This window comes from Thiohalocapsa sp. ML1, assembly GCF_001469165.1.
Taxonomy (GTDB): domain Bacteria; phylum Pseudomonadota; class Gammaproteobacteria; order Chromatiales; family Chromatiaceae; genus Thiohalocapsa.
The window spans coordinates 1-16,971 of sequence record NZ_JABX01000014.1 but is presented as its reverse complement, the minus strand read 5'-3'; the positions used below and the strand labels follow the sequence as shown (position 1 = coordinate 16,971).

Annotated in this window: 20 protein-coding genes; 18 read left to right on the top strand and 2 right to left on the bottom strand. The window is 62.0% G+C overall.

Annotated elements, in window-relative coordinates:
* Nucleotides 1-85 precede the first annotated feature (85 nt).
* Nucleotides 86-472: a PAAR domain-containing protein gene (locus tag ML01_RS10835; protein ID WP_058555417.1), complete on the top strand. Its 387-nt coding sequence runs from the start codon at nucleotides 86-88 to the stop codon at nucleotides 470-472.
* A 3-nt stretch (nucleotides 473-475) separates the two neighbouring features.
* Complete coding sequence (locus tag ML01_RS10830; protein ID WP_058555416.1) at nucleotides 476-1,567, top strand: methyltransferase domain-containing protein; 1,092 nt, start codon at nucleotides 476-478, stop codon at nucleotides 1,565-1,567.
* A 356-nt stretch (nucleotides 1,568-1,923) separates the two neighbouring features.
* Here ML01_RS10830 and ML01_RS10825 read toward each other — a convergent pair whose 3' ends face one another.
* Nucleotides 1,924-2,367, bottom strand: a complete 444-nt coding sequence (locus ML01_RS10825; RefSeq protein WP_058555415.1) for a DcrB-related protein — start codon at nucleotides 2,365-2,367, stop codon at nucleotides 1,924-1,926.
* A 151-nt stretch (nucleotides 2,368-2,518) separates the two neighbouring features.
* Here ML01_RS10825 and ML01_RS10820 point away from each other — a divergent pair, with 151 nt between their 5' ends.
* From ML01_RS10820 to ML01_RS27145, 16 genes are all read left to right on the top strand, one after another.
* Nucleotides 2,519-3,454, top strand: a complete 936-nt coding sequence (locus tag ML01_RS10820; protein WP_058555494.1) for an ABC transporter ATP-binding protein — start codon at nucleotides 2,519-2,521, stop codon at nucleotides 3,452-3,454.
* A complete protein-coding gene (locus tag ML01_RS10815; protein WP_058555414.1) occupies nucleotides 3,451-4,188 on the top strand; it encodes an ABC transporter permease in 738 nt (245 codons plus the stop codon). Before ML01_RS10820 ends, ML01_RS10815 begins: the two co-directional genes overlap by 4 nt.
* On the top strand, nucleotides 4,160-5,737 hold the full coding sequence (locus ML01_RS10810; RefSeq protein WP_254045216.1) for a GldG family protein: 1,578 nt from the start codon (nucleotides 4,160-4,162) through the stop codon (nucleotides 5,735-5,737). Before ML01_RS10815 ends, ML01_RS10810 begins: the two co-directional genes overlap by 29 nt.
* Nucleotides 5,738-5,739: 2 nt before the next feature.
* Nucleotides 5,740-6,915 carry a hypothetical protein gene (locus tag ML01_RS10805; protein ID WP_058555413.1) on the top strand — a complete coding sequence of 392 codons (1,176 nt, stop codon included), beginning with the start codon at nucleotides 5,740-5,742 and terminating at the stop codon, nucleotides 6,913-6,915.
* A gap of 54 nt (nucleotides 6,916-6,969) precedes the next feature.
* Nucleotides 6,970-7,785 (top strand): bifunctional DNA-formamidopyrimidine glycosylase/DNA-(apurinic or apyrimidinic site) lyase, encoded by an 816-nt coding sequence (gene mutM, locus ML01_RS10800; protein WP_058555412.1) that lies wholly within the window; start codon nucleotides 6,970-6,972, stop codon nucleotides 7,783-7,785.
* A gap of 223 nt (nucleotides 7,786-8,008) precedes the next feature.
* On the top strand, nucleotides 8,009-8,527 hold the full coding sequence (locus ML01_RS28625) for a hypothetical protein (protein WP_156427659.1): 519 nt from the start codon (nucleotides 8,009-8,011) through the stop codon (nucleotides 8,525-8,527).
* Nucleotides 8,528-8,551: 24 nt separating this feature from the next.
* A complete protein-coding gene (locus ML01_RS28620) occupies nucleotides 8,552-8,932 on the top strand; it encodes a hypothetical protein (protein WP_156427658.1) in 381 nt (126 codons plus the stop codon).
* Between the two features lie 264 nt (nucleotides 8,933-9,196).
* A complete protein-coding gene (locus ML01_RS31325) occupies nucleotides 9,197-10,135 on the top strand; it encodes a serine protease (protein WP_082674158.1) in 939 nt (312 codons plus the stop codon).
* Between the two features lie 275 nt (nucleotides 10,136-10,410).
* A complete protein-coding gene (locus tag ML01_RS10795; RefSeq protein WP_058555411.1) occupies nucleotides 10,411-11,724 on the top strand; it encodes a nucleotidyltransferase in 1,314 nt (437 codons plus the stop codon).
* Nucleotides 11,717-12,304, top strand: coding sequence for an SLATT domain-containing protein (locus ML01_RS10790; protein WP_058555410.1), 588 nt, complete (start codon nucleotides 11,717-11,719; stop codon nucleotides 12,302-12,304). Before ML01_RS10795 ends, ML01_RS10790 begins: the two co-directional genes overlap by 8 nt.
* A gap of 122 nt (nucleotides 12,305-12,426) precedes the next feature.
* Entirely contained in the window at nucleotides 12,427-13,467 is a 1,041-nt protein-coding gene (locus ML01_RS28615; protein WP_156427657.1) for a hypothetical protein, read from the top strand.
* A 315-nt stretch (nucleotides 13,468-13,782) separates the two neighbouring features.
* Complete coding sequence (locus ML01_RS28610; RefSeq protein ID WP_156427656.1) at nucleotides 13,783-14,472, top strand: hypothetical protein; 690 nt, start codon at nucleotides 13,783-13,785, stop codon at nucleotides 14,470-14,472.
* 32 nt (nucleotides 14,473-14,504) lie between these two features.
* On the top strand, nucleotides 14,505-14,915 hold the full coding sequence (locus tag ML01_RS28605; protein WP_216819155.1) for a hypothetical protein: 411 nt from the start codon (nucleotides 14,505-14,507) through the stop codon (nucleotides 14,913-14,915).
* A 756-nt stretch (nucleotides 14,916-15,671) separates the two neighbouring features.
* The gene (locus ML01_RS27155) at nucleotides 15,672-15,869 is read left to right on the top strand and encodes a hypothetical protein (protein ID WP_082674156.1); all 198 of its coding nucleotides are present in this window, start codon (nucleotides 15,672-15,674) and stop codon (nucleotides 15,867-15,869) included.
* Between the two features lie 122 nt (nucleotides 15,870-15,991).
* Nucleotides 15,992-16,201, top strand: coding sequence for a type II toxin-antitoxin system HicB family antitoxin (locus ML01_RS27150; RefSeq protein ID WP_082674155.1), 210 nt, complete (start codon nucleotides 15,992-15,994; stop codon nucleotides 16,199-16,201).
* Nucleotides 16,198-16,383, top strand: a complete 186-nt coding sequence (locus tag ML01_RS27145; RefSeq protein ID WP_082674154.1) for a type II toxin-antitoxin system HicA family toxin — start codon at nucleotides 16,198-16,200, stop codon at nucleotides 16,381-16,383. The genes ML01_RS27150 and ML01_RS27145 overlap by 4 nt, the downstream gene beginning before the upstream one ends.
* Before the next feature lie 299 nt (nucleotides 16,384-16,682).
* Here the strand turns inward: ML01_RS27145 and ML01_RS29585 are convergent.
* Nucleotides 16,683-16,971: transposase (locus ML01_RS29585; protein WP_371258205.1), on the bottom strand; the 289-nt coding region annotated here is incomplete at its 5' end.

Sequence of the window (16,971 nt, the reverse complement as noted above, 5' to 3'; positions counted from 1 at the left end):
CGAACCTTGACGCCCCAACCGACGCCGCCTAGTCTCCGGCGAGGTACAGCGCTGACCGCCGGCAGTGGCACGAGGAGCAACGACGATGGGCAAACCCGCCGCCAGAATCACCGACATGGTCCTGCAGACCGCGCCGCATTGCCACGCCCCGATCCACCCGCCGGCGCCGGTCCCGACGCCCGTGCCGCATCCCGCGATGCCGCTCATGATCATCACGGGCCAGCCGACGGTGCTGATCGGCTCCCTGCCGGCGGCCCGCGTCACGGACACCACACTGCCCTGCATGCTGGTGCCCTGCGTGCCGGCGGGGCCGGGCATGATCGCGATGGGCTCCGCCACCGTGCTGATCGGCGGCATGCCCGCGGCGCGGGCCGGCGACATGACGAGCCACCCGAGCTGTGTCGCGCCCATCCCGAGCCCCACGGGCAATATCCTTCCGCCCTGCTGCCCGACGGTGCTCATCGGCGGCTGAGCCTTGAAGCTGGTCCATTTCGAGTCCCTGGCGCCGGTCTGCCCGAGCTGCCGGCTACATCGCCAGCAGGAACATCCGCTGGTGCTCGCGTCCATCGCGGTGCGCGACGCCGACACCGTGCTGGAGGGCAGCCTGCACTGCCCGAACGCGGAGTGCCGGCTGGAATATCCGATCATCGACGGGATTCCGCTGCTCTTTCCGGACATCCGCCGCTACATCGACGACAACATCGGTCATCTCACCGCGCGTGCGGACCTCGCGGCGGAGACCGAATCCATCCTCGGCGACTGCTTGGGGCCGAACAGCGCCTTCGACATCACCCGCCAGCACCTGAGCGCTTACGCCTGGGACAACTACGGCGACCTCGACCGGGAGGAGCCCGGCGACGGACCCGTCCGGCCGAACGGCGTCGGCCGCTGCCTGCACGCAGGCCTGGCGCGCGTGGCGCGCCGCCCGGATCGGCCCGTGCTGGACATCGGCTGCGCGGTGGGCAGGAGCAGCTTCGAGCTGGCCCAGACGACGTCGCAGCTCGTGCTCGGGATCGACGCCAATGTCGCCATGCTGCGGGTGGCGCAGCAGGTGCTGCGGCAGCGGAGCCTGCGCTATCCACGCCGGCGCATCGGCGTCGTCTACGACCGGCGGGAATTCCCCGTGGACCTTCCGGCCATGGAACGGGTGGACTTCTGGGCCGCGAGCGGCATGTCGCTGCCGTTTCGCGCCGACGGCTTCGGCCTCGCCGTCGCGCTGCAGGTGCTGGATTCGGTCAACTCGCCGCATGCGCTGCTGACCGCCATCGCCGAGGCGCTCGTGCCCGGCGGCAGCGCCGTGCTTGCCTCGCCCTACGACTGGTCGCCCGGCGTCACCCCCATCGAGGCCTGGATCGGCGGTCACTCGCAGCGCGGCGTGACGCGAGGCGCGGCGGAGCCCCTGCTGCGCTCGCTGCTGGCACCGGACGGTCATCCGCAGTCCGTGACCGGGCTGGAGCTGCGCGACGAGGTGCTGCACTTTCCGTGGCATACGCGCATCCATGAGCGCAGCATCACGCTCTACGACACGCATATCCTGATCGCCGAGGCGGTCGATGTTGCAGGCTGAACGCGAATGACGGCGGACTGAAGTCTGCGTTACCCAGGGGCGGCGCCTCCCGGGTACGCCGGATTTATCCGGCCCTTGGGAAGGGTGACTTCAGTCGCCCGGTACGGGCAACCATCGGCAGGGCCGACTAAAGTCGGCGTACCCAGGGGCGGCGCCTCCCGGGTACGCCGGATTTATCCGGCCCTTGGGAAGGGTGACTTCAGTCGCCCGGTACGGGCAACCATCGGCAGGGCCGACTAAAGTCGGCGTACCCAGGGGCCGACTAAAGTCGGCGTACCCAGGGGCCGACTAAAGTCGGCGTACCCAGGGGCGGCGCCTCCCGGGTACGCCGGATTTATCCGGCTCCGGCAATGAGACTAGAAACGCTGGGCCTCGTTCGGCGCAAAGCTGCGCAGGATCTGATCGAACACCGGGTTAGACTTCGCGGCGTTCGCGGCGAGGTCGGTGGTGGTCAGGATGTAGAGTCGGGCCTTTTTCCCCGGCGTCAGCAGATACACGTGCTTCTGCGTCATCCGCGCGGGCCCCTCGCCCCACTCGACGGTTGCGAGCACGCCGTCCGCGTCGCCCCGCTTGCCCGCGACCTTGTTCACGAGCTTGAAGCCCTGGAACTGGCCGCTCAGGTTCGACAGCGCCTTGTCCGCGTACTGCGCGAGGTCCAGGTCCGCCGCCACGTCCTCGAACCGGATGACCAGATTCGCCGCGAACCCGCCGTCGGCGGGCAGCACGAAGGTGTAGGCCGACGCGTCATGGCATCCGCTCGGCAGCGTCAGCGTGAAGCCGGAACCTTGAAACTGCGGCATCGATGTCGCTCCCCACGCGCTCGGGCTTGATCGGAAATCGAGCACTGATGGTAACAACAACTCGGCCCCGGCCGGTCAAGCCGCGGCGCCGGCGCGAAAGCCGCCGCGCGCTCGGTTGGCAGCGGCCAGCGCCCGCGCTATCGTCGCGGCCATGGAAACACTGCTGCGGGTGCGGGGCCTCGAACGACGCTATGGCGGCAAGCCGGTGCTCGCAGGCGTCGATTTCGCGCTCGCCTCCGGCGAGGTGCTCGGCTTGCTGGGGCCGAACGGCGCCGGCAAGAGCACTTGCCTTCGCATCCTCGCGGGCCTGCTCGCGCCGAGCGCGGGGCGGGTCACGGTGGGTGGAGACGACCTCGCGCGCCATCCGGAGCGCGCCAAGCGCCGCATCGGCTACCTGCCCGAGCGCCCGCCGCTGTATCCGGAGATGCGCGTTGCGGAGTATCTGGACCACTGCGCGCGGCTCCGGCGCATCCCGCCCGGCGCCATCGCGCGCGCCGTCGCGCGCGTGGAGCGGCTGTGCGGCCTCACCGAGGTGCGCCGCCGGCTGCTCGGCAAGCTGTCGAAGGGCTACCAGCAGCGCGCCGGGCTCGCCGCGGCGCTGCTGCACGAGCCGGAGCTGGTGATCCTCGACGAGCCCACCGACGGGCTCGACCCGGTGCAGATGCGCGAGGTGCGCGGGCTCATCGCGGAGCTGGGCAACAGCGCCGCCGTGATCATCTCCAGCCACGCGCTGACGGAGGTGCAGGCGACCTGCCGGCGCGTCATCGTGCTGCACCAGGGGCGGATGCTGCACGACGGGCGGCTCGATACGCCACGCGCGCTGTTGCTGCGCGTCGCCCGGCCGCCGAAGCTCGCGGCGCTGAAGGCGCTGGCGCCGGTGGCCGCGGCCGTGCCCGTCGCGCGACCGGTGCCCGGCAGCAGCATCGCGGAGCCCGGCACCTACCGCATCGAGCTGACGGACGGCGCGTGCGCGGAACAGCTCGCCGCGGCCGTCGTCGCCGCGGGCTGGGGGCTCGTCGAGCTTGGCGTCGAGCGCACCGACGTGGAGCGGCTCTTCTTCCAGACCCTCGGCATGGAGGCGGCGTGATCGTCGCCATCGCGCTCCGCGACCTGCTCGCCGCGTTTCGCACGCCCGTCGGCTGGGTGCTGCTCGCGGTGACGCAGGCCATCCTCGGCTATGTGCTGCTGAAGGTGCTCGATCGCTTCTCGGGGCCGGCGCCCGCCGTCGACAGCGCCGGGCTCAACCTGGAGCTTGCGCACAATCTGTACGGCGCCGCCGCCGTCATCTTGCTGCTCGTGGTGCCGCTGCTCGCCGCCCGCGCGCTGGCCGGCGAGCGCAGCGACGGCACCTGGACGCTGCTCGCCGGCGCGCCGGTGTCGCTGGCGGAGGTGCTGCTCGGCAAGTACCTGGGGCTGGCGCTGCTGTTGCTGCCCCTGTGCCTGCTGCCGCTCGGGCTCGGGCTCACGCTGCTCGGGGCCGCCGCCGTGGACCCGGGGCTGCTCGTCGCCGCGTCGCTCGGGCTCTGGCTCACGGGGCTCCTGTTTGCGGCGGTGGGGCTCTGCGCGGCCAGCCTGACCAGCCAGCCCATCGCCGCCGCGGTGGCCGCCTACGGGCTCTTGATCCTGCTCTCCGTCGTGAACCGGGCCGAGATGCTCGGCGCCGCCGAGCTCGGCGTGCTGGACTGGCTGGCGTGGAACCAGCATCTGTTCTGGTTCCTGGCCGGCATCGTGCGAGTCGGCGACCTGGCCTATTTCGTGCTGATGTCCGCGCTCTTCCTCGCGCTTGCGCACCGTGCCCTGGACAACGCAAGGCTCGGATGACGGCGCGCGCATGAAGGCCAACCCATCACCCGCGGCCGGTGCCGACGCCGCGATGGCCGCTGTCCCGAGTACGGAGCCGGCTGCCGCGCGGCCGTCGCCCGGCGCCGACGCCGACGGCGCGACGCAGCGCGACAGCGGACCCTGGCGGCGCGTCCTGTGCACCGTCGCCGACCTGCTCTTCGCGCTGCTGCTCTTTGGCGTCGTGCTGGCCGCGGGCTGGCTCGTCGCGCGCCATGATCACTACTTCGACTGGACGCTGACGCAGCGCAACAGCCTGTCGCCGGAGAGCATCGCGGTACTGGAGCGGCTGTCGGCCGGCGACGGGCCGCCCCTTGCGATCACCATCTTCGCGCCGCGCGAGCATCGCATCGGCCGCGCCGTGGAGCAGCTCGTCGCGCAGTACCGCCGGCACCGGCCCGACCTGGACGTGCGTTGGGTGGACCCGCAGCGCTTCCCGGAGCGCGCCCGCGACGCCGACGTGCGCCTGCTGGGGCAGATCCTGCTGGAGTATCGGGGCCGGCGCGAGACGCTCGGCGTGCTGAGCGAGGCGGCGCTATCCGGGGCCATCGCCCGGCTCACGCTGGACCGCGCCCCCTGGGTCGCGGTGCTGGAGGGCCACGGCGAGCGCGCGCTCACGGGTGGTGGCGGGCCCGACATCGGCCGCTTCGCGCAGCTCTTGCGCCAGCGCGGCTTTCGGCTCCGGCCGCTGGACCTCGCGAGCGCGGGCAGCGTGCCGGCCAACACGGACCTGCTGGTGCTGTCGACGCCGTCCATCGCGCTCTTCCCGGGCGAGGCCGAGGCGCTGGTGGACCACGTCGCCGCCGGCGGCAACCTGCTCTGGCTCATGGACCCGAGCGAGACGGGCGACACGGGCGACTTGATGGGCCTGGAGCCGCTCGCCACCTATCTCGGCGTGCGGCCGTTGCCCGGCACCGTGGTCGATGCCGCCGCGGCCGCGCGCGGCTTCGACACGCCGACCTTCGCCTTGCTCGCCGACTGGCCGGCGCACGCGCTGGGCCGGGACTTGGTCGAGCCCGCCGTGCTGCCCGGCAGCCTCGCCTTCGAGACCGCCGCCGCGCCGGGCTGGCAGCTCGACGCGGTGCTCGCCACCGGCGCGGAGAGCTGGAACGAGACCGGCCCGATCCGCGGCGAGCTGACGCGCGACCCGAGCCTCGGCGAGCGCCCCGGCCCGCTCGCGCTGGCGCTGGTGCTGACGCGCCCGCGCCCGCCGCCGCCCGGCACGGCGGCGAGCGCAGACGAGGCGCCGGCGGAGGCGCCGATGCAGCGCGTCATCGTCGTCGGCGACGGCGACTTTGCCAGCAACGCCCACTTGGCGAGCGCCGAGAACCGCACGCTGGCCCTGCGCATGGCGCGCTGGCTGACCGGGCTTGAAGACCTCATCGCGCCGCCGACGGGGCCGGACGACCGCGCCATCGTCGCGCTGTCGGATCTGCGCGCCGGCATCATCTCCCTCGGCGCCGTCGTGCTGCTGCCCGTCGCGCTCATCGGCGCCGGGCTCCTGGTGCGCTGGCGCCGGGAGCAGGACTGACCATGCTCGCGCGGCGCTGGCTCATCAACTTGGGCCTCTTGGTGCTGCTCGCTGGGTTGCTCCTCGCGGCGCGCCTGGACGTGCGCGAGGCGCTGCGCGAGACGCGCCTCACGGCGCTCAAGCCGGCGGACATCGCGAGCATCGAGCTGCACCGCGCCGGCGAGCCCGCCGTGCGGCTCAAGCGCGACGACGCTGGCTGGCAGATGCTCGCGCCCTACGCCGTGCCGGCGGACGCGGAGTCGGTCGCGAAGCTCCTGCCCGTGGCGGCGGCGACGCTGACGCGCACGCTGCCGGCGGCCGGGCTCGACCTCGGCGGGCTCGGTCTCGACCCGGCGCCGGTGCGCATCGTGCTCGACGGGCTGGAGCTGCGGTTCGGCGGCACCGAGCCGGTGGCGGACCAGCGCTATGTGCAGATCGGCGACATGGTGCACCTGATCGACGACCGCTTTCTGCCGCGCCTGATGACGCCGACGCTGGAGCTGGTGAGCCGCCGCCTCCTGCCGGCCGACTTCAGCCCGGGCCTGGGCGACCTCGACGGCGAGCCGCTGACCGCCGGCGCGCTGGCGCCGCTGGCCGATGCCCTGGCCGTGCGTGTCGAGACGCCGCCGGACCTGCGCGACGGCGGCGGGTTGGGGCAGTCTCTCCGAATCGGCTCCGCGGACGGCGGCGACGCGCTGGAATTCCTGGTCAGCGACGGCGGCACCCGCTGGACGCTGCTCGACGCCAAGCTGAGCTGGCGCTTCGCGACGCCGCCGCTCGATGCCGCGCGCAGCGCCCCCGCGCTGCCGATGCCGCCGCCGCCCGGCCGGTCGCTGCCCACCGCGGCGATGCCGACGCCGGCCCCCGTGCGGCCTGACGAATGGCGCGAGCCCGACCCGGCCGAGCTGCCGGCGCCACCCGCGCCCGAGCCCGTCGCGCCGGCGCTGCCGACGGAGCGGCTCGCGCCGCCGCCGCCCGGCAGCGAGCCGGCCGAAGAGCGGCCCACCGCCGCGATTCCGAACCTGCGCGACATGGTGCCGCCGCGCAGAACAGACCCGTCCGCGCTGCCCGGCGCCGAGGACCCCTTCGCGCCCGTCCAGCCGCCGGACCTGCCGCCGGACCTGCCGCCCGCGCCGGAGCAACTCGCCCCGATGGACGACCCGATGGCGCCGCTGCCCACGGAGAAGCTGCGGCCGTGAGCACGACCCCGGCCATGCCACGGGCCCGCCGCGGCCGCGGCGCCGCGCACTGACATGCCCGAGCTGCCCGAGGTGGAGACGAGCCTGCGCGGCATCGCGCCGCACCTGCGCGGGCGGCGCATCCTGCGGCTCGTGGCGCGCGAGCGGCGGCTGCGCTGGCCGGTGCCGGAGAGCCTGGACGCGGCCGTCGCCGGGCAGCCGGTGCTCGATCTGCGCCGACGCGCCAAGTACCTGCTCATCGACCTGCCCGCGGGCACGCTGATCCTGCACCTGGGCATGTCCGGCAGCCTGCGCGTGCTGCCGGCGGCCACGCCGCCGGGTCCGCACGACCACATCGATCTCGCGCTGGACGACGGGCGCTGTCTCAGGCTCCGCGACCCGCGCCGCTTCGGCAGCCTGCACTGGGCGCCGCCGCCCGTGGAGGCGCACCCGCTGCTCGCGCACTTGGGCCCGGAACCGCTGTCGCCCGGCTTCGACGGCGCCTACCTGCACCGGCAGAGCCGCGGCCGGCGCGCAGCGGTCAAGACCTTCATCATGGACAGCCACGTCGTCGTCGGCGTCGGCAACATCTACGCCAGCGAGGCCCTGCACCGCGCCGGCATCCATCCCGCGCGCCCCGCCGGGCGCATCGCGCTGCTGCGCTTTGAGCGTCTCGCCGCGAGCATCAAGACCGTGCTCGCCGCCGCCATCGCCGAGGGCGGCACCAGCCTGCGGGACTTCGTGCAGGAGAACGGCAACCCCGGCTACTTCGCCCGCGCGCTGCGCGTCTATGGCCGCACCGGCGAGCCCTGCCCCGGCTGCGGCGCGCCCGTCCGCACGCGGCGCATCGGCCAACGCTCCAGCTTCTATTGCCCGCGGTGCCAGCGCTGAGGTGCGGAGCGCGACGCGCCGATCCGCGACGACTCCGCGGGTCCGGCGGCATTGATGCGGGAGGATGCATCTACTTGGCAGGACGAGGCTTTTGGAGGTTGCGGGTATCAGAAAAGGCGCTAGACTTGGCCCAAGCAGAATGCTTGAAGAAAGGGTCCAACCTAACACCTCAAGCACAGGCTGCGGCCCAAGTAACTGTTAGGCAAAAATATCAGAGGCCAGTATGCCCCCATTTTCAAGACTCTTTGGCAGCAGGAAATCAAGCGAAGAACTGTTCACCGATGCTGCTGCGACGCTCGCACGGACCCTGGAATCTGTACTTCGTGAGATCGGAGGCGAGCCGTCAAATCGCCTATTGATGCGCCAAGAGACGGCCGCCTTCGCTCTGACATATTGCACCCTGATAGTCCTAGCATCGTCAAACGGAGCCCCGCAGGATGTTGAGCGAAGGTCGGATGAGATGAACCTTGCCGCCGTTAACGCATTTATGGAGCGCGGATGGGTGTCGAGCAGCAATGAGCTGATAAACAAGTTGCATGAGCGCTACACGGATTACTCGGATATCATCCAGAATGCTCTTTTAACAAACGAACATGGCGGCCCAGAACTAGCGTTTTCGGTAGTTTTTTTAAACGTCTATAAACCAATCCCCGGATACTACGCGCAGCTACTAATGAAACGAGGTCTTCTCATGGAATCGTTGATGCAAGCGGCCAACGACGTTCGGAAGTCATGCAACTAAAGAGGAAATAGAGGGCATACCACCGTGGCAACGTCAAATCTCGATCTCGCCGAAGCCTACCGAGACCACTATCCTCATACGTTTGGATCGTTGCAATATCTTGTGCCGGCTATGGCCAAGGTCTTTAACAACCGAGGAAAGTTTACAGTTTTTCGAAAAGACAAAGGGGTCGCTGCCTACAAGAAATTTGAAGCCAAGTTGGCCGATACCATTCTTGCTATGGTTTTGGATAGGATTATTGCAAGAAATGCACAGCCGAGCGAGATAAGAGAAAACCTAATCCGGGCGCTGGAAGAATTCGAAACAGTATTTCCCAATTGGCAGGACGCTTATACATTCGGAAAAGAATATTTCGTCGATTCGCCGACGGTCGCGGAAGACCGAATAAGAAATCTGATGCGCTAGACGTTGAAATACGGTGACAGTTTACTAAATTGAGATACGGTGACAGTTTACTAAATTGACTAATTTAGCCCGACAAACTGACGGGTCACAAAGGCATCTGTCTACCATTTCACACCCCCACATACGGTGGGCATAAACCGTGCGAACCAGCGCAACAGCCCGATCCATGCATGCGGGTCGAGCTTGTGGCAAAATTCTAAGGGTGTCGGGCCGCATGCATGGGCCGGCTTTGCAAAACGTTAGGTAGGGTACAGCGAAGAAAGTATGAGCACGGACGGGTTGAGTCACCAAGTCGAAATATCGGCTGATAATCCTGATTTGGAGAGACTCAAGGTCAGTTGGAGGCGGCCTGAATTCACAACCGTTGATGGGATAGGCCCTTTAGACAGTCTCTACCAAGCTGGTGATGCCGTCGCGGCAATAGGAGGTTTCTTCGGTGACAAATTGCTCAGCATTGGGAGTGGCATCATGATTGGCCCAGGTCTAATGCTGACGGCAACGCACGTTCTCGATGAGTTTCCTCGAGCGGGTTCTGGACCAGTGTTACTCACGCTTCTCCCTGAAGGTGCAGCGCGAGCCTGGCTTCCAACAGCCACGGTTACGTGCTCAGGGAAGAGTGAATTCATGATGCATGATAGGAAAGTTGTATCTGATCTTTCCGTGGTTTCATGCAGCCTGAACTCCGACGCACACATTTCACATATTGTTTCGTTTGCCCCAATTGAGCTATGCCTTCCACTGCCAGGGCAGAGGCTCTGGGCAGTAGGTTTTCGACAAGGAAAAATTGAACCTGGCGCCGCTCCGGTAACACCACTCGTCAGTTCGGGTTTGGTCACTGCTTGCTACCCGCATGGCAGAGGCGACCGTATGCGGTCCCCATGCGTTGAAGTTGCTATGGAAGCACAGGGAGGGATGAGTGGAGGCCCAGTTTATAACGAGGATGGCTTCGTGGTTGGCATTGTATCATCATCGTTTGACGGTGGACCAACCTACGTGACTCTCGTCTGGGATGCATTACGTTTGTCGATTGATAGCCTTCCTGCCGAAATCTGGGGGAGTAGACCTTCGAGTTTATGTGAAGGCAAGCGATCGGGTCTCGTCAAGATCAGAGGAAACTTCAAGTGTGACCCGTATAGGAACATTACACTTTCACTGTCGGATAAAGAAATGAGGGTTCTTTTTTCTACTCAACAAGATGCCTAACCAGAGCACCAGCCCGACCGCTTGCTGGCCAGCCGTCGCTTCGCTCCGTCCGGCCAGCAAGCGGCAGGCTGTGCTTAACGTTGGGCAGTCGTACGAACCCCGCAAACAGCGAGCAATAGGGAACAGACCACGTTTTCTCGGACTCTCGCTTTACTTTGCCGGGACGATAGAAAACGTGGTCTGTCCTGGTCTGTCCCCATTTTCTCCGCGGCTGCTCCAAGGCGCGGGCTGCGCTTAACGTCCGTAAAAATAGAGCAAAGGAGGATTGAACTGGAATGAGCGTCTCTGAAATGTTCTCCGAATTTATTGCCAACTTGGCGATTAGCAATGCGGGCACCGTCAGTTACCGCTACGGAGAACTTACGTCGGCCTTGAATAAGCAATTTCGAGATACGGAATCCAAGACAGCTAACACTTTGCAAGTTGGTTCATTTGGCCGCAAAACTGGTATAGATGGTATATCTGATCTCGATATGCTGTACATCATGCCCAAGTCCATATGGGATGATTACAAGGAGGGCAAACAGCTCAAACTCTTACAGGATACAAAAGCCGCGATCCTAAAGCGCTACCCGAACACTAATGTTAGGGTTGACCGGTTGGTTGGCACCGTAACCTATACAGACTTCCACGTAGAGGTACAGCCGGTCTTTGAGCAAGAGGATCAAAGCTACTATTATCCAGACACCAAGGGCGATGGTAGTTGGAAAGTAACTAAGCCAAGGAAGGAAATGGCCGCAGTCTCAGAGTTGGACGCTGACAAGAACTACAATCTGAAACGCCTCTGCAAAATGGCTCGCGCCTGGAAAAACAAACATGGTGTCGGAATGGGCGGCCTATTGATTGACACACTTGCCTACAACTTTCTCAAGTCTACCACAGATTATGACGACAAGAGCTACCTCTACTACGACTGGATGAGCCGAGACTTCTTCAAGTATCTTTCGGAATTGCCCAAGCAAGATTACTACGCCGCACCCGGAAGCGGCCAACGAGTGAAGGTCAAGAAGAATTTTCAAGCCAAGGCAAAAAAGGCATATAATCTGTGCTTGGACGCGACCAATGCAGAAAAGCAAAAGAACGTTAATGCGAAATGGAAAAAGGTTTATGGTAGACCGTTTCCTGCGGCCAAAGAGGAGGTTGCAGAGGCTCCAGTGGCGAAAGCCGCATACACATGGAAAGACACTGAGCAGTTGATCGAGAACCAATACCCCATAGATATACGAGAAAACCTGGTCATTGACTGTGAAGTTAAGCAGGATGGCTTCCGAATGCACCTTCTGAGCAGTATGCTGGCCAGCAGAATGCCTCTGCTAGCCAGGAAGAAGCTTCGTTTCTGGGTGAAGGAAATATCAGTCCACAAGCCATATGCTATCTTATGGAAGGTTTTGAACCGAGGTGAGGAATCGCGAAATAGGAACTGCATCCGGGGACAAATAGTCAATGATGAAGGTCATTTAGAAAAAACAGAGAAAACAAACTTCAAAGGCGACCACGTTGTCGAGTGTTATTGCGTTAAAAACGGCGTTGTCGTCGCCAAGGACAGGATTCACGTCCCAATAGCCACCAACCAAGAAGATTATGAATGAAGAAGCGAAGATCATAGAAGGCCAAGTTAGAGAATGCTATGGTCGTGTAGTATATTCGCATAAGACGCACGAGAAGTGTGCGGACATCCTACTGTCCCGACTCGGACACATAAAACTTGGACAGATAGTGTTGTCTGCATTAACTACGGGAGGGATCTTATCGACATTCTTTGGAAGCGGCAACATCGGCGCAGGAATCGGTGTTGTCTTGTCCACCGTTCTCCTAGGTTTGAATGCTTACACCAAGGACTACGACATGGGTGAGATTGCCCAAAAACATAAGCAAGCAGCATCTGACCTGTGGATCATCCGGGAGGAATTTCTTTCTTTGCTGACTGACATTAGGATTGGGGATGTGTCACTTGATAAGATCAGAGAGCGCAGGGATGCTCTTACCAAAGAGTTGCATGTGGCTTATGCGGGCTCGCCTAGCACGAGTTATAAGGGTTACAGAAAAGCTCAAAAAGCCCTCCAAAAACTGGAGGATATGACTTTCTCAAATTCAGAAATCGATGCATTCCTCCCCCAAGAATTGAAGAGGGGGAATAATGGATCAAAAATTGGGAGAGGCCAGCATTAAATCGCCAGGCCAACGAATCGCCCAACAAGCGCCTCGGCCCGACCGCCCGTTGCCGCGCCGTCGCTGCGCTCCGGCGCGGCAACGGGCGGCGAGCCAGGCTTAACGTTAGCTGAGTAACACCGTTGAACTCTGCCGCAAGAACCACTGGACGTGACAAAGAATCGGCTGCGGTGGAAATGGCAGAAAAGGCTGTTGCGGTCGGTAGGTTAATGCTTGGTGAGTTTAACGACTGGGAGGAATTTTGTCGCCCAGCAACCGTTGATTACTCGTCTCTTCCAAGGCGCCAGCTAAAATCCGGCTACGCTGATGTTCGACGTAGGCTGGAAACGGAAATAGAGAAGTTCTGTGATCAGAACTTCGTCTCATTAAATACAGAACGACTTGCCAAGCTCTATGACGAAATCCTTGCCAACTGTGGATTAGAGATACCTCTCAAAGAATTTGAAAGAAGATACGGAAAATTGCACCCTAAAGCACTTAACGGAGCACCGCCTCACCTAACAATTAGTATTTCTCTTTGGGGCCTTAAGTTTCGCTTTCCCGAAGACATGATTGCGAAGGACATTGCGACTTCATTGCAGCTAATCCGACGCGCGAAGCGGACCATAAACCCTTACGAGAAGCTGCCCCATAAGTCGGTATCCAATCGCACGGAGGCATTCGTTCCGTCGCTCCGAAATCTCGAATTTGCACAACGAGCAATTGTATTGTCTTGCTTTAATTTGCTTGAGGCTTACTTAAATGGTTTGGCTTGGGATTATTGTGAATCACATAGCTTAGAGCACCTTTCCAAAAGAAAGGCAAAGCTCTTGCAGGATACAACATCCGCGTCAATCCGCGAGAAGCTCGACAATTATCCATGGATCATCTCTGGCACTTCAGAAGTTCCGCTAGATGGTAAGGCGGAGTTTCTAGAACAGGTAAAGCCGTTTCGTGATTCCTTGGTGCATCCTTCGCCGTTTACTGCGCCGGAAAGATTCGGCGGTTATCAAAAACTCCAGAAGTTCTATGACTTGGATGAGGGCATAGTGAAGCTAGCAGTCGTAAGTTGCCTATCTTTGATAGCAAGCATAAATCATATCGTTACCGGCGCAAAGGGAGTTCCGGCATGGTGTGAGGGCATCGACAACGAAATAGAATGGGCCGTTACAAATGACAGCTAGCAATGCCACAAACTCGGGCTTACAAAGCGTCGATCCTTCCTCGCTCTGCTTTTTGGCTCCGACTACGGCAGACGTTAGCTACAACACGGAGTCGTGACAGCGATGCCGGTTCCGCTTATCCCCGCCGTCCTGATAGGTTTGTCAGTTCTCACGGGTACGAAGGGCGTTCATGGTAACGTCAGATCCCTGCTTCGCATCCGAAACGCACGGAAGCGCTATAACAGACGCCGAACTAACTATGAAGCTTGTGAGGACGGTTACACGGAGGCGCGGGGTGATGCCCACAGCCGTTTCGAAGCACTCGGAAAAAGGCGCTTGGAAGCCGTAGTCACCTTGGGAAAGGCTGTCGATTTCTTGAAGAGAGCACGGATAAAGGAAAGACAACTCAAAGAAGACGTCAACCTCGGCCAGGAAACCCTCGCCGAGTGGTCTGGGGCCGCCACCAACGCCTTGGAAGTCTTGAGCGGCCTTGGGACAAGCGCGGGAGCAGGAATCGCCACGGCTTCTGCCGCATACGGCCTCGTAGGAACCTTAGCTTCAGCCTCCACCGGCACCGCAATATCTTCGCTCAGCGGAGCGGCCGCTACTAACGCAACCATCGCGTGGCTAGGAGGCGGTTCACTTGCTACTGGCGGCGGCGGAATGGCGCTCGGTGCACTAGTACTCAACGGAATCGTCATCGGCCCTGGCTTGCTCGTGGCCAGCTTTTTTGCCGGGAAAAAGGCCGATGCGGTTGAAACGGAAGTAAGTCATCAAATTGCTGAAATGGATAAAGCCGAGGCACTGATGGAACAACAGCTCGCGGTGCTCCGAGTCATCCTTCGGCGTGCAGACGAGCTTTACGACGCCACCATGCGCGTAGATGCCGCGCTGCGTGAACTTTTGGGCAAATCTAACCCTTCGAATATCGAAGACGCTTACATTGTCGCCCGAACAGCGAAAGCCCTCGGCGACTTGCTTGATGTTGCCATAACCGATAAAGACGGCAATTTGCTTTCAGAGTAGCTTGGGCAATCGGTTCTACGAGAAGAAAGAGCATGACAAAAACATACCAAAAGGCCATTTCCGCTGCCGGGAAGCACGTTGCCTCAGCGGCAAACACTCTGAACCCGTTGGCAGTTATCTCCGAAACAGTAGAATACCTCAGAACAAGGACCGAGGAGAACACTAAGCGTTTATATATTCAAGCGAAGCGTGATGTGCTTGTGCGATCCCTCGAGTCGGAGAAAGAAGTCATCCTGAACTACTTCGAGCTTCGGTTTGCGGAGCGCGCTTCCGCTCTAGAGAGGTTCTTCGCAGCACTTGAGCAGGGAGTTGCGGATCGCAACAAGGAGGCTTTGGATCACGCTCTTACGGGGATCTTAGGAATTCTGCAAAGCAATCCGCTTAAAGACTTCGCTGAATTCAAGAAGAGTATGTCGAACCCGGAATTTGTTATTGAGCTATAGCGCAGCACCGAACTCTATACCAAACGAAACAAAGAAAGCTAAGTAGCGCGCCAGCCCGACGCCTTGGAGCAGCCTTCGCTGTCGCTCAGGCTGCTCCAAGGCACGGGCTGCGCTTAGCGTTGGCAACCCGCGCACACCGAAGGAGCGCTCGAAATGCTTGACCGTCGAATGGCACTAGCGTTGATAATGCTGTACTCACTGACTGGCTGTGGCATTCTTACCAAGAGCGCGCAGCAACAAGATCAAGTATTCGGCCTACTCATCATGGTCGTTGGCGTTGTGGTCTTCTTTCTCGCACGAGCGATGTCCCGTAGTCGTACTGCGCTTATTATGTGGTTCAGCGACATTCGCTGGGGCTTGCTTGCCGGTCTATCCATGTTTGTAATCGGCTAATCTTCTCTGCGACGCAATAGCCCACGCCGACTACGAACATGCTCTAGAGAGTAACTCGATAGAGAAGTGATGGGGTACGTATTTGGATATTCGGTTCTACAATGATCCTGCAACCGGCGTCCCTCACATCTACGAGCATGGCGTCCATGAAGACGAGGTGGCAGAAGTGCTGTTTGGCATTGGCGAGGATTTGCCGGCAAAGCGTAACTCGCGCATGAAGATCGGCCAAACACGCGCTGGCCGGTATCTACAGGTTATATATGTTCCGGATGAAGATCCAGACAGCTTATTCGTAATCACAGCCTATGAATTACAAGGCAAAGCGAAGACTGCGTATCGGCGTAGACAACGGAGGAACAGGCGATGAGTAATGCGTTTCCGAAAGGCTGGAACGAAGAGCGTGTCCGCCAAGTTCTGCAACATTATGAAGGTCAGTCGGAAGATGAGCAGTTCGCGGAAATTGAGGCAGCCTTCGAGCAAGAAGGCATGATAACGATGTCCGTACCCGCGAGCCTCGCCGGAGAGATTCGAGCACTGATTGCGCGTAAGCAAGATCAGTGAGTGCCAACAAGCCCGCCAGCCCGACGCCAAACTGCGGCGGGCGCTTCGCGCGCCGCCGCAGTTTGGCGCGGGCTGCGGTTGACGTTGGGCCTCACAAGCAGCGACATCCAAGAGGCATCGATATGAAGCATGAATTTACGCTTGAATTCTGGGAAGACGATGGCTGGTTTGTTGGAAAATTGAAGGAAGTCCCCGGCGTCTTCAGCCAAGGCGAAACTCTTCAGGATCTCGAAGAGAATATTGCCGATGCCTATAAGCTCATGTCTCGGGATGACCAAGCAGGCAATCGTCCGCCTGCGCGCACAAAAGGGATCGTTTTGGAAGTTGCATGAAACGCGGCCAGTTCATTGAGGAGCTGGCAGCCGCTGGCTGCTACCTGAAGCGTCACGGTAGCCGTCACGACATTTATGCAAATCCCGTAACCGGGAAGCAAGCGCCCGTTCCGCGTCATCCCGAGATTCGGGAGAGTCTCTGTCGACTTATTCGCAGCCAGCTAGAGATTCTACAGCAGTGAATAGGCCCAACGAATAAGGTTAGATCGCGCGAGCGAAGCGAGCCGCGATCTGAACCGGTCGTTGGACGAGCCCGGGGTCGAGGAATCACGGGGAGGGCATAGAAAACATCTTCCATGAAGCCGGTGGTGCGCCGGCCGCGGGGACCCGCGGCCGGCGCACCACCGGCTGTCTTCGTCGCCGTTGCGGCGACGGCGGCAGGCCGAAGCGGGGATCGCGCGCCGTTTGGCCCGAATTCGAGCCGAGCGCGGTCCTCGGCCTGCGGCAGCCGAAAACCGAGTGGTCAGATTGTCGGCGGCGGCTACATCACCGGCGCCGCGGCTGCGGCGAGCGGCTGCGGCGGCGATGCGCTGGAGTGCGGACGCGGCGGCATGCCGGTTCGCACGATGCGCATCGGCGCACCGCAGCAGCGGCAACGCAGTTGCGGACGGGGCTTCTCATCGGCCGGCAGGCGCTTCACGAGCATGCCGACCAGGTAGTGCAACAGCGCAATCGAACGCTTGCTGTTGGGATGCAGGAAGCCGAAGTTGCGCGCCCGGCGAAAGCCCTTGGGCAGGACATGCCGAAGCACCAGCGCGAGAAATCGCGCG

Coding starts and splice junctions, on each gene's coding strand:
- ML01_RS10835 (WP_058555417.1), top strand. CDS start 86: ATGGGCAAACCCGCCGCCAGAATCACCGACATGGTCCTGCAGACCGCG.
- ML01_RS10825 (WP_058555415.1), bottom strand. CDS start 2,367: ATGCCGCAGTTTCAAGGTTCCGGCTTCACGCTGACGCTGCCGAGCGGA.
- ML01_RS10820 (WP_058555494.1), top strand. CDS start 2,519: ATGGAAACACTGCTGCGGGTGCGGGGCCTCGAACGACGCTATGGCGGC.
- ML01_RS10805 (WP_058555413.1), top strand. CDS start 5,740: ATGCTCGCGCGGCGCTGGCTCATCAACTTGGGCCTCTTGGTGCTGCTC.
- mutM (WP_058555412.1), top strand. CDS start 6,970: ATGCCCGAGCTGCCCGAGGTGGAGACGAGCCTGCGCGGCATCGCGCCG.
- ML01_RS28625 (WP_156427659.1), top strand. CDS start 8,009: ATGCCCCCATTTTCAAGACTCTTTGGCAGCAGGAAATCAAGCGAAGAA.
- ML01_RS31325 (WP_082674158.1), top strand. CDS start 9,197: ATGAGCACGGACGGGTTGAGTCACCAAGTCGAAATATCGGCTGATAAT.
- ML01_RS10795 (WP_058555411.1), top strand. CDS start 10,411: ATGAGCGTCTCTGAAATGTTCTCCGAATTTATTGCCAACTTGGCGATT.
- ML01_RS10790 (WP_058555410.1), top strand. CDS start 11,717: ATGAATGAAGAAGCGAAGATCATAGAAGGCCAAGTTAGAGAATGCTAT.
- ML01_RS28605 (WP_216819155.1), top strand. CDS start 14,505: ATGACAAAAACATACCAAAAGGCCATTTCCGCTGCCGGGAAGCACGTT.
- ML01_RS27155 (WP_082674156.1), top strand. CDS start 15,672: ATGAGTAATGCGTTTCCGAAAGGCTGGAACGAAGAGCGTGTCCGCCAA.
- ML01_RS27150 (WP_082674155.1), top strand. CDS start 15,992: ATGAAGCATGAATTTACGCTTGAATTCTGGGAAGACGATGGCTGGTTT.
- ML01_RS27145 (WP_082674154.1), top strand. CDS start 16,198: ATGAAACGCGGCCAGTTCATTGAGGAGCTGGCAGCCGCTGGCTGCTAC.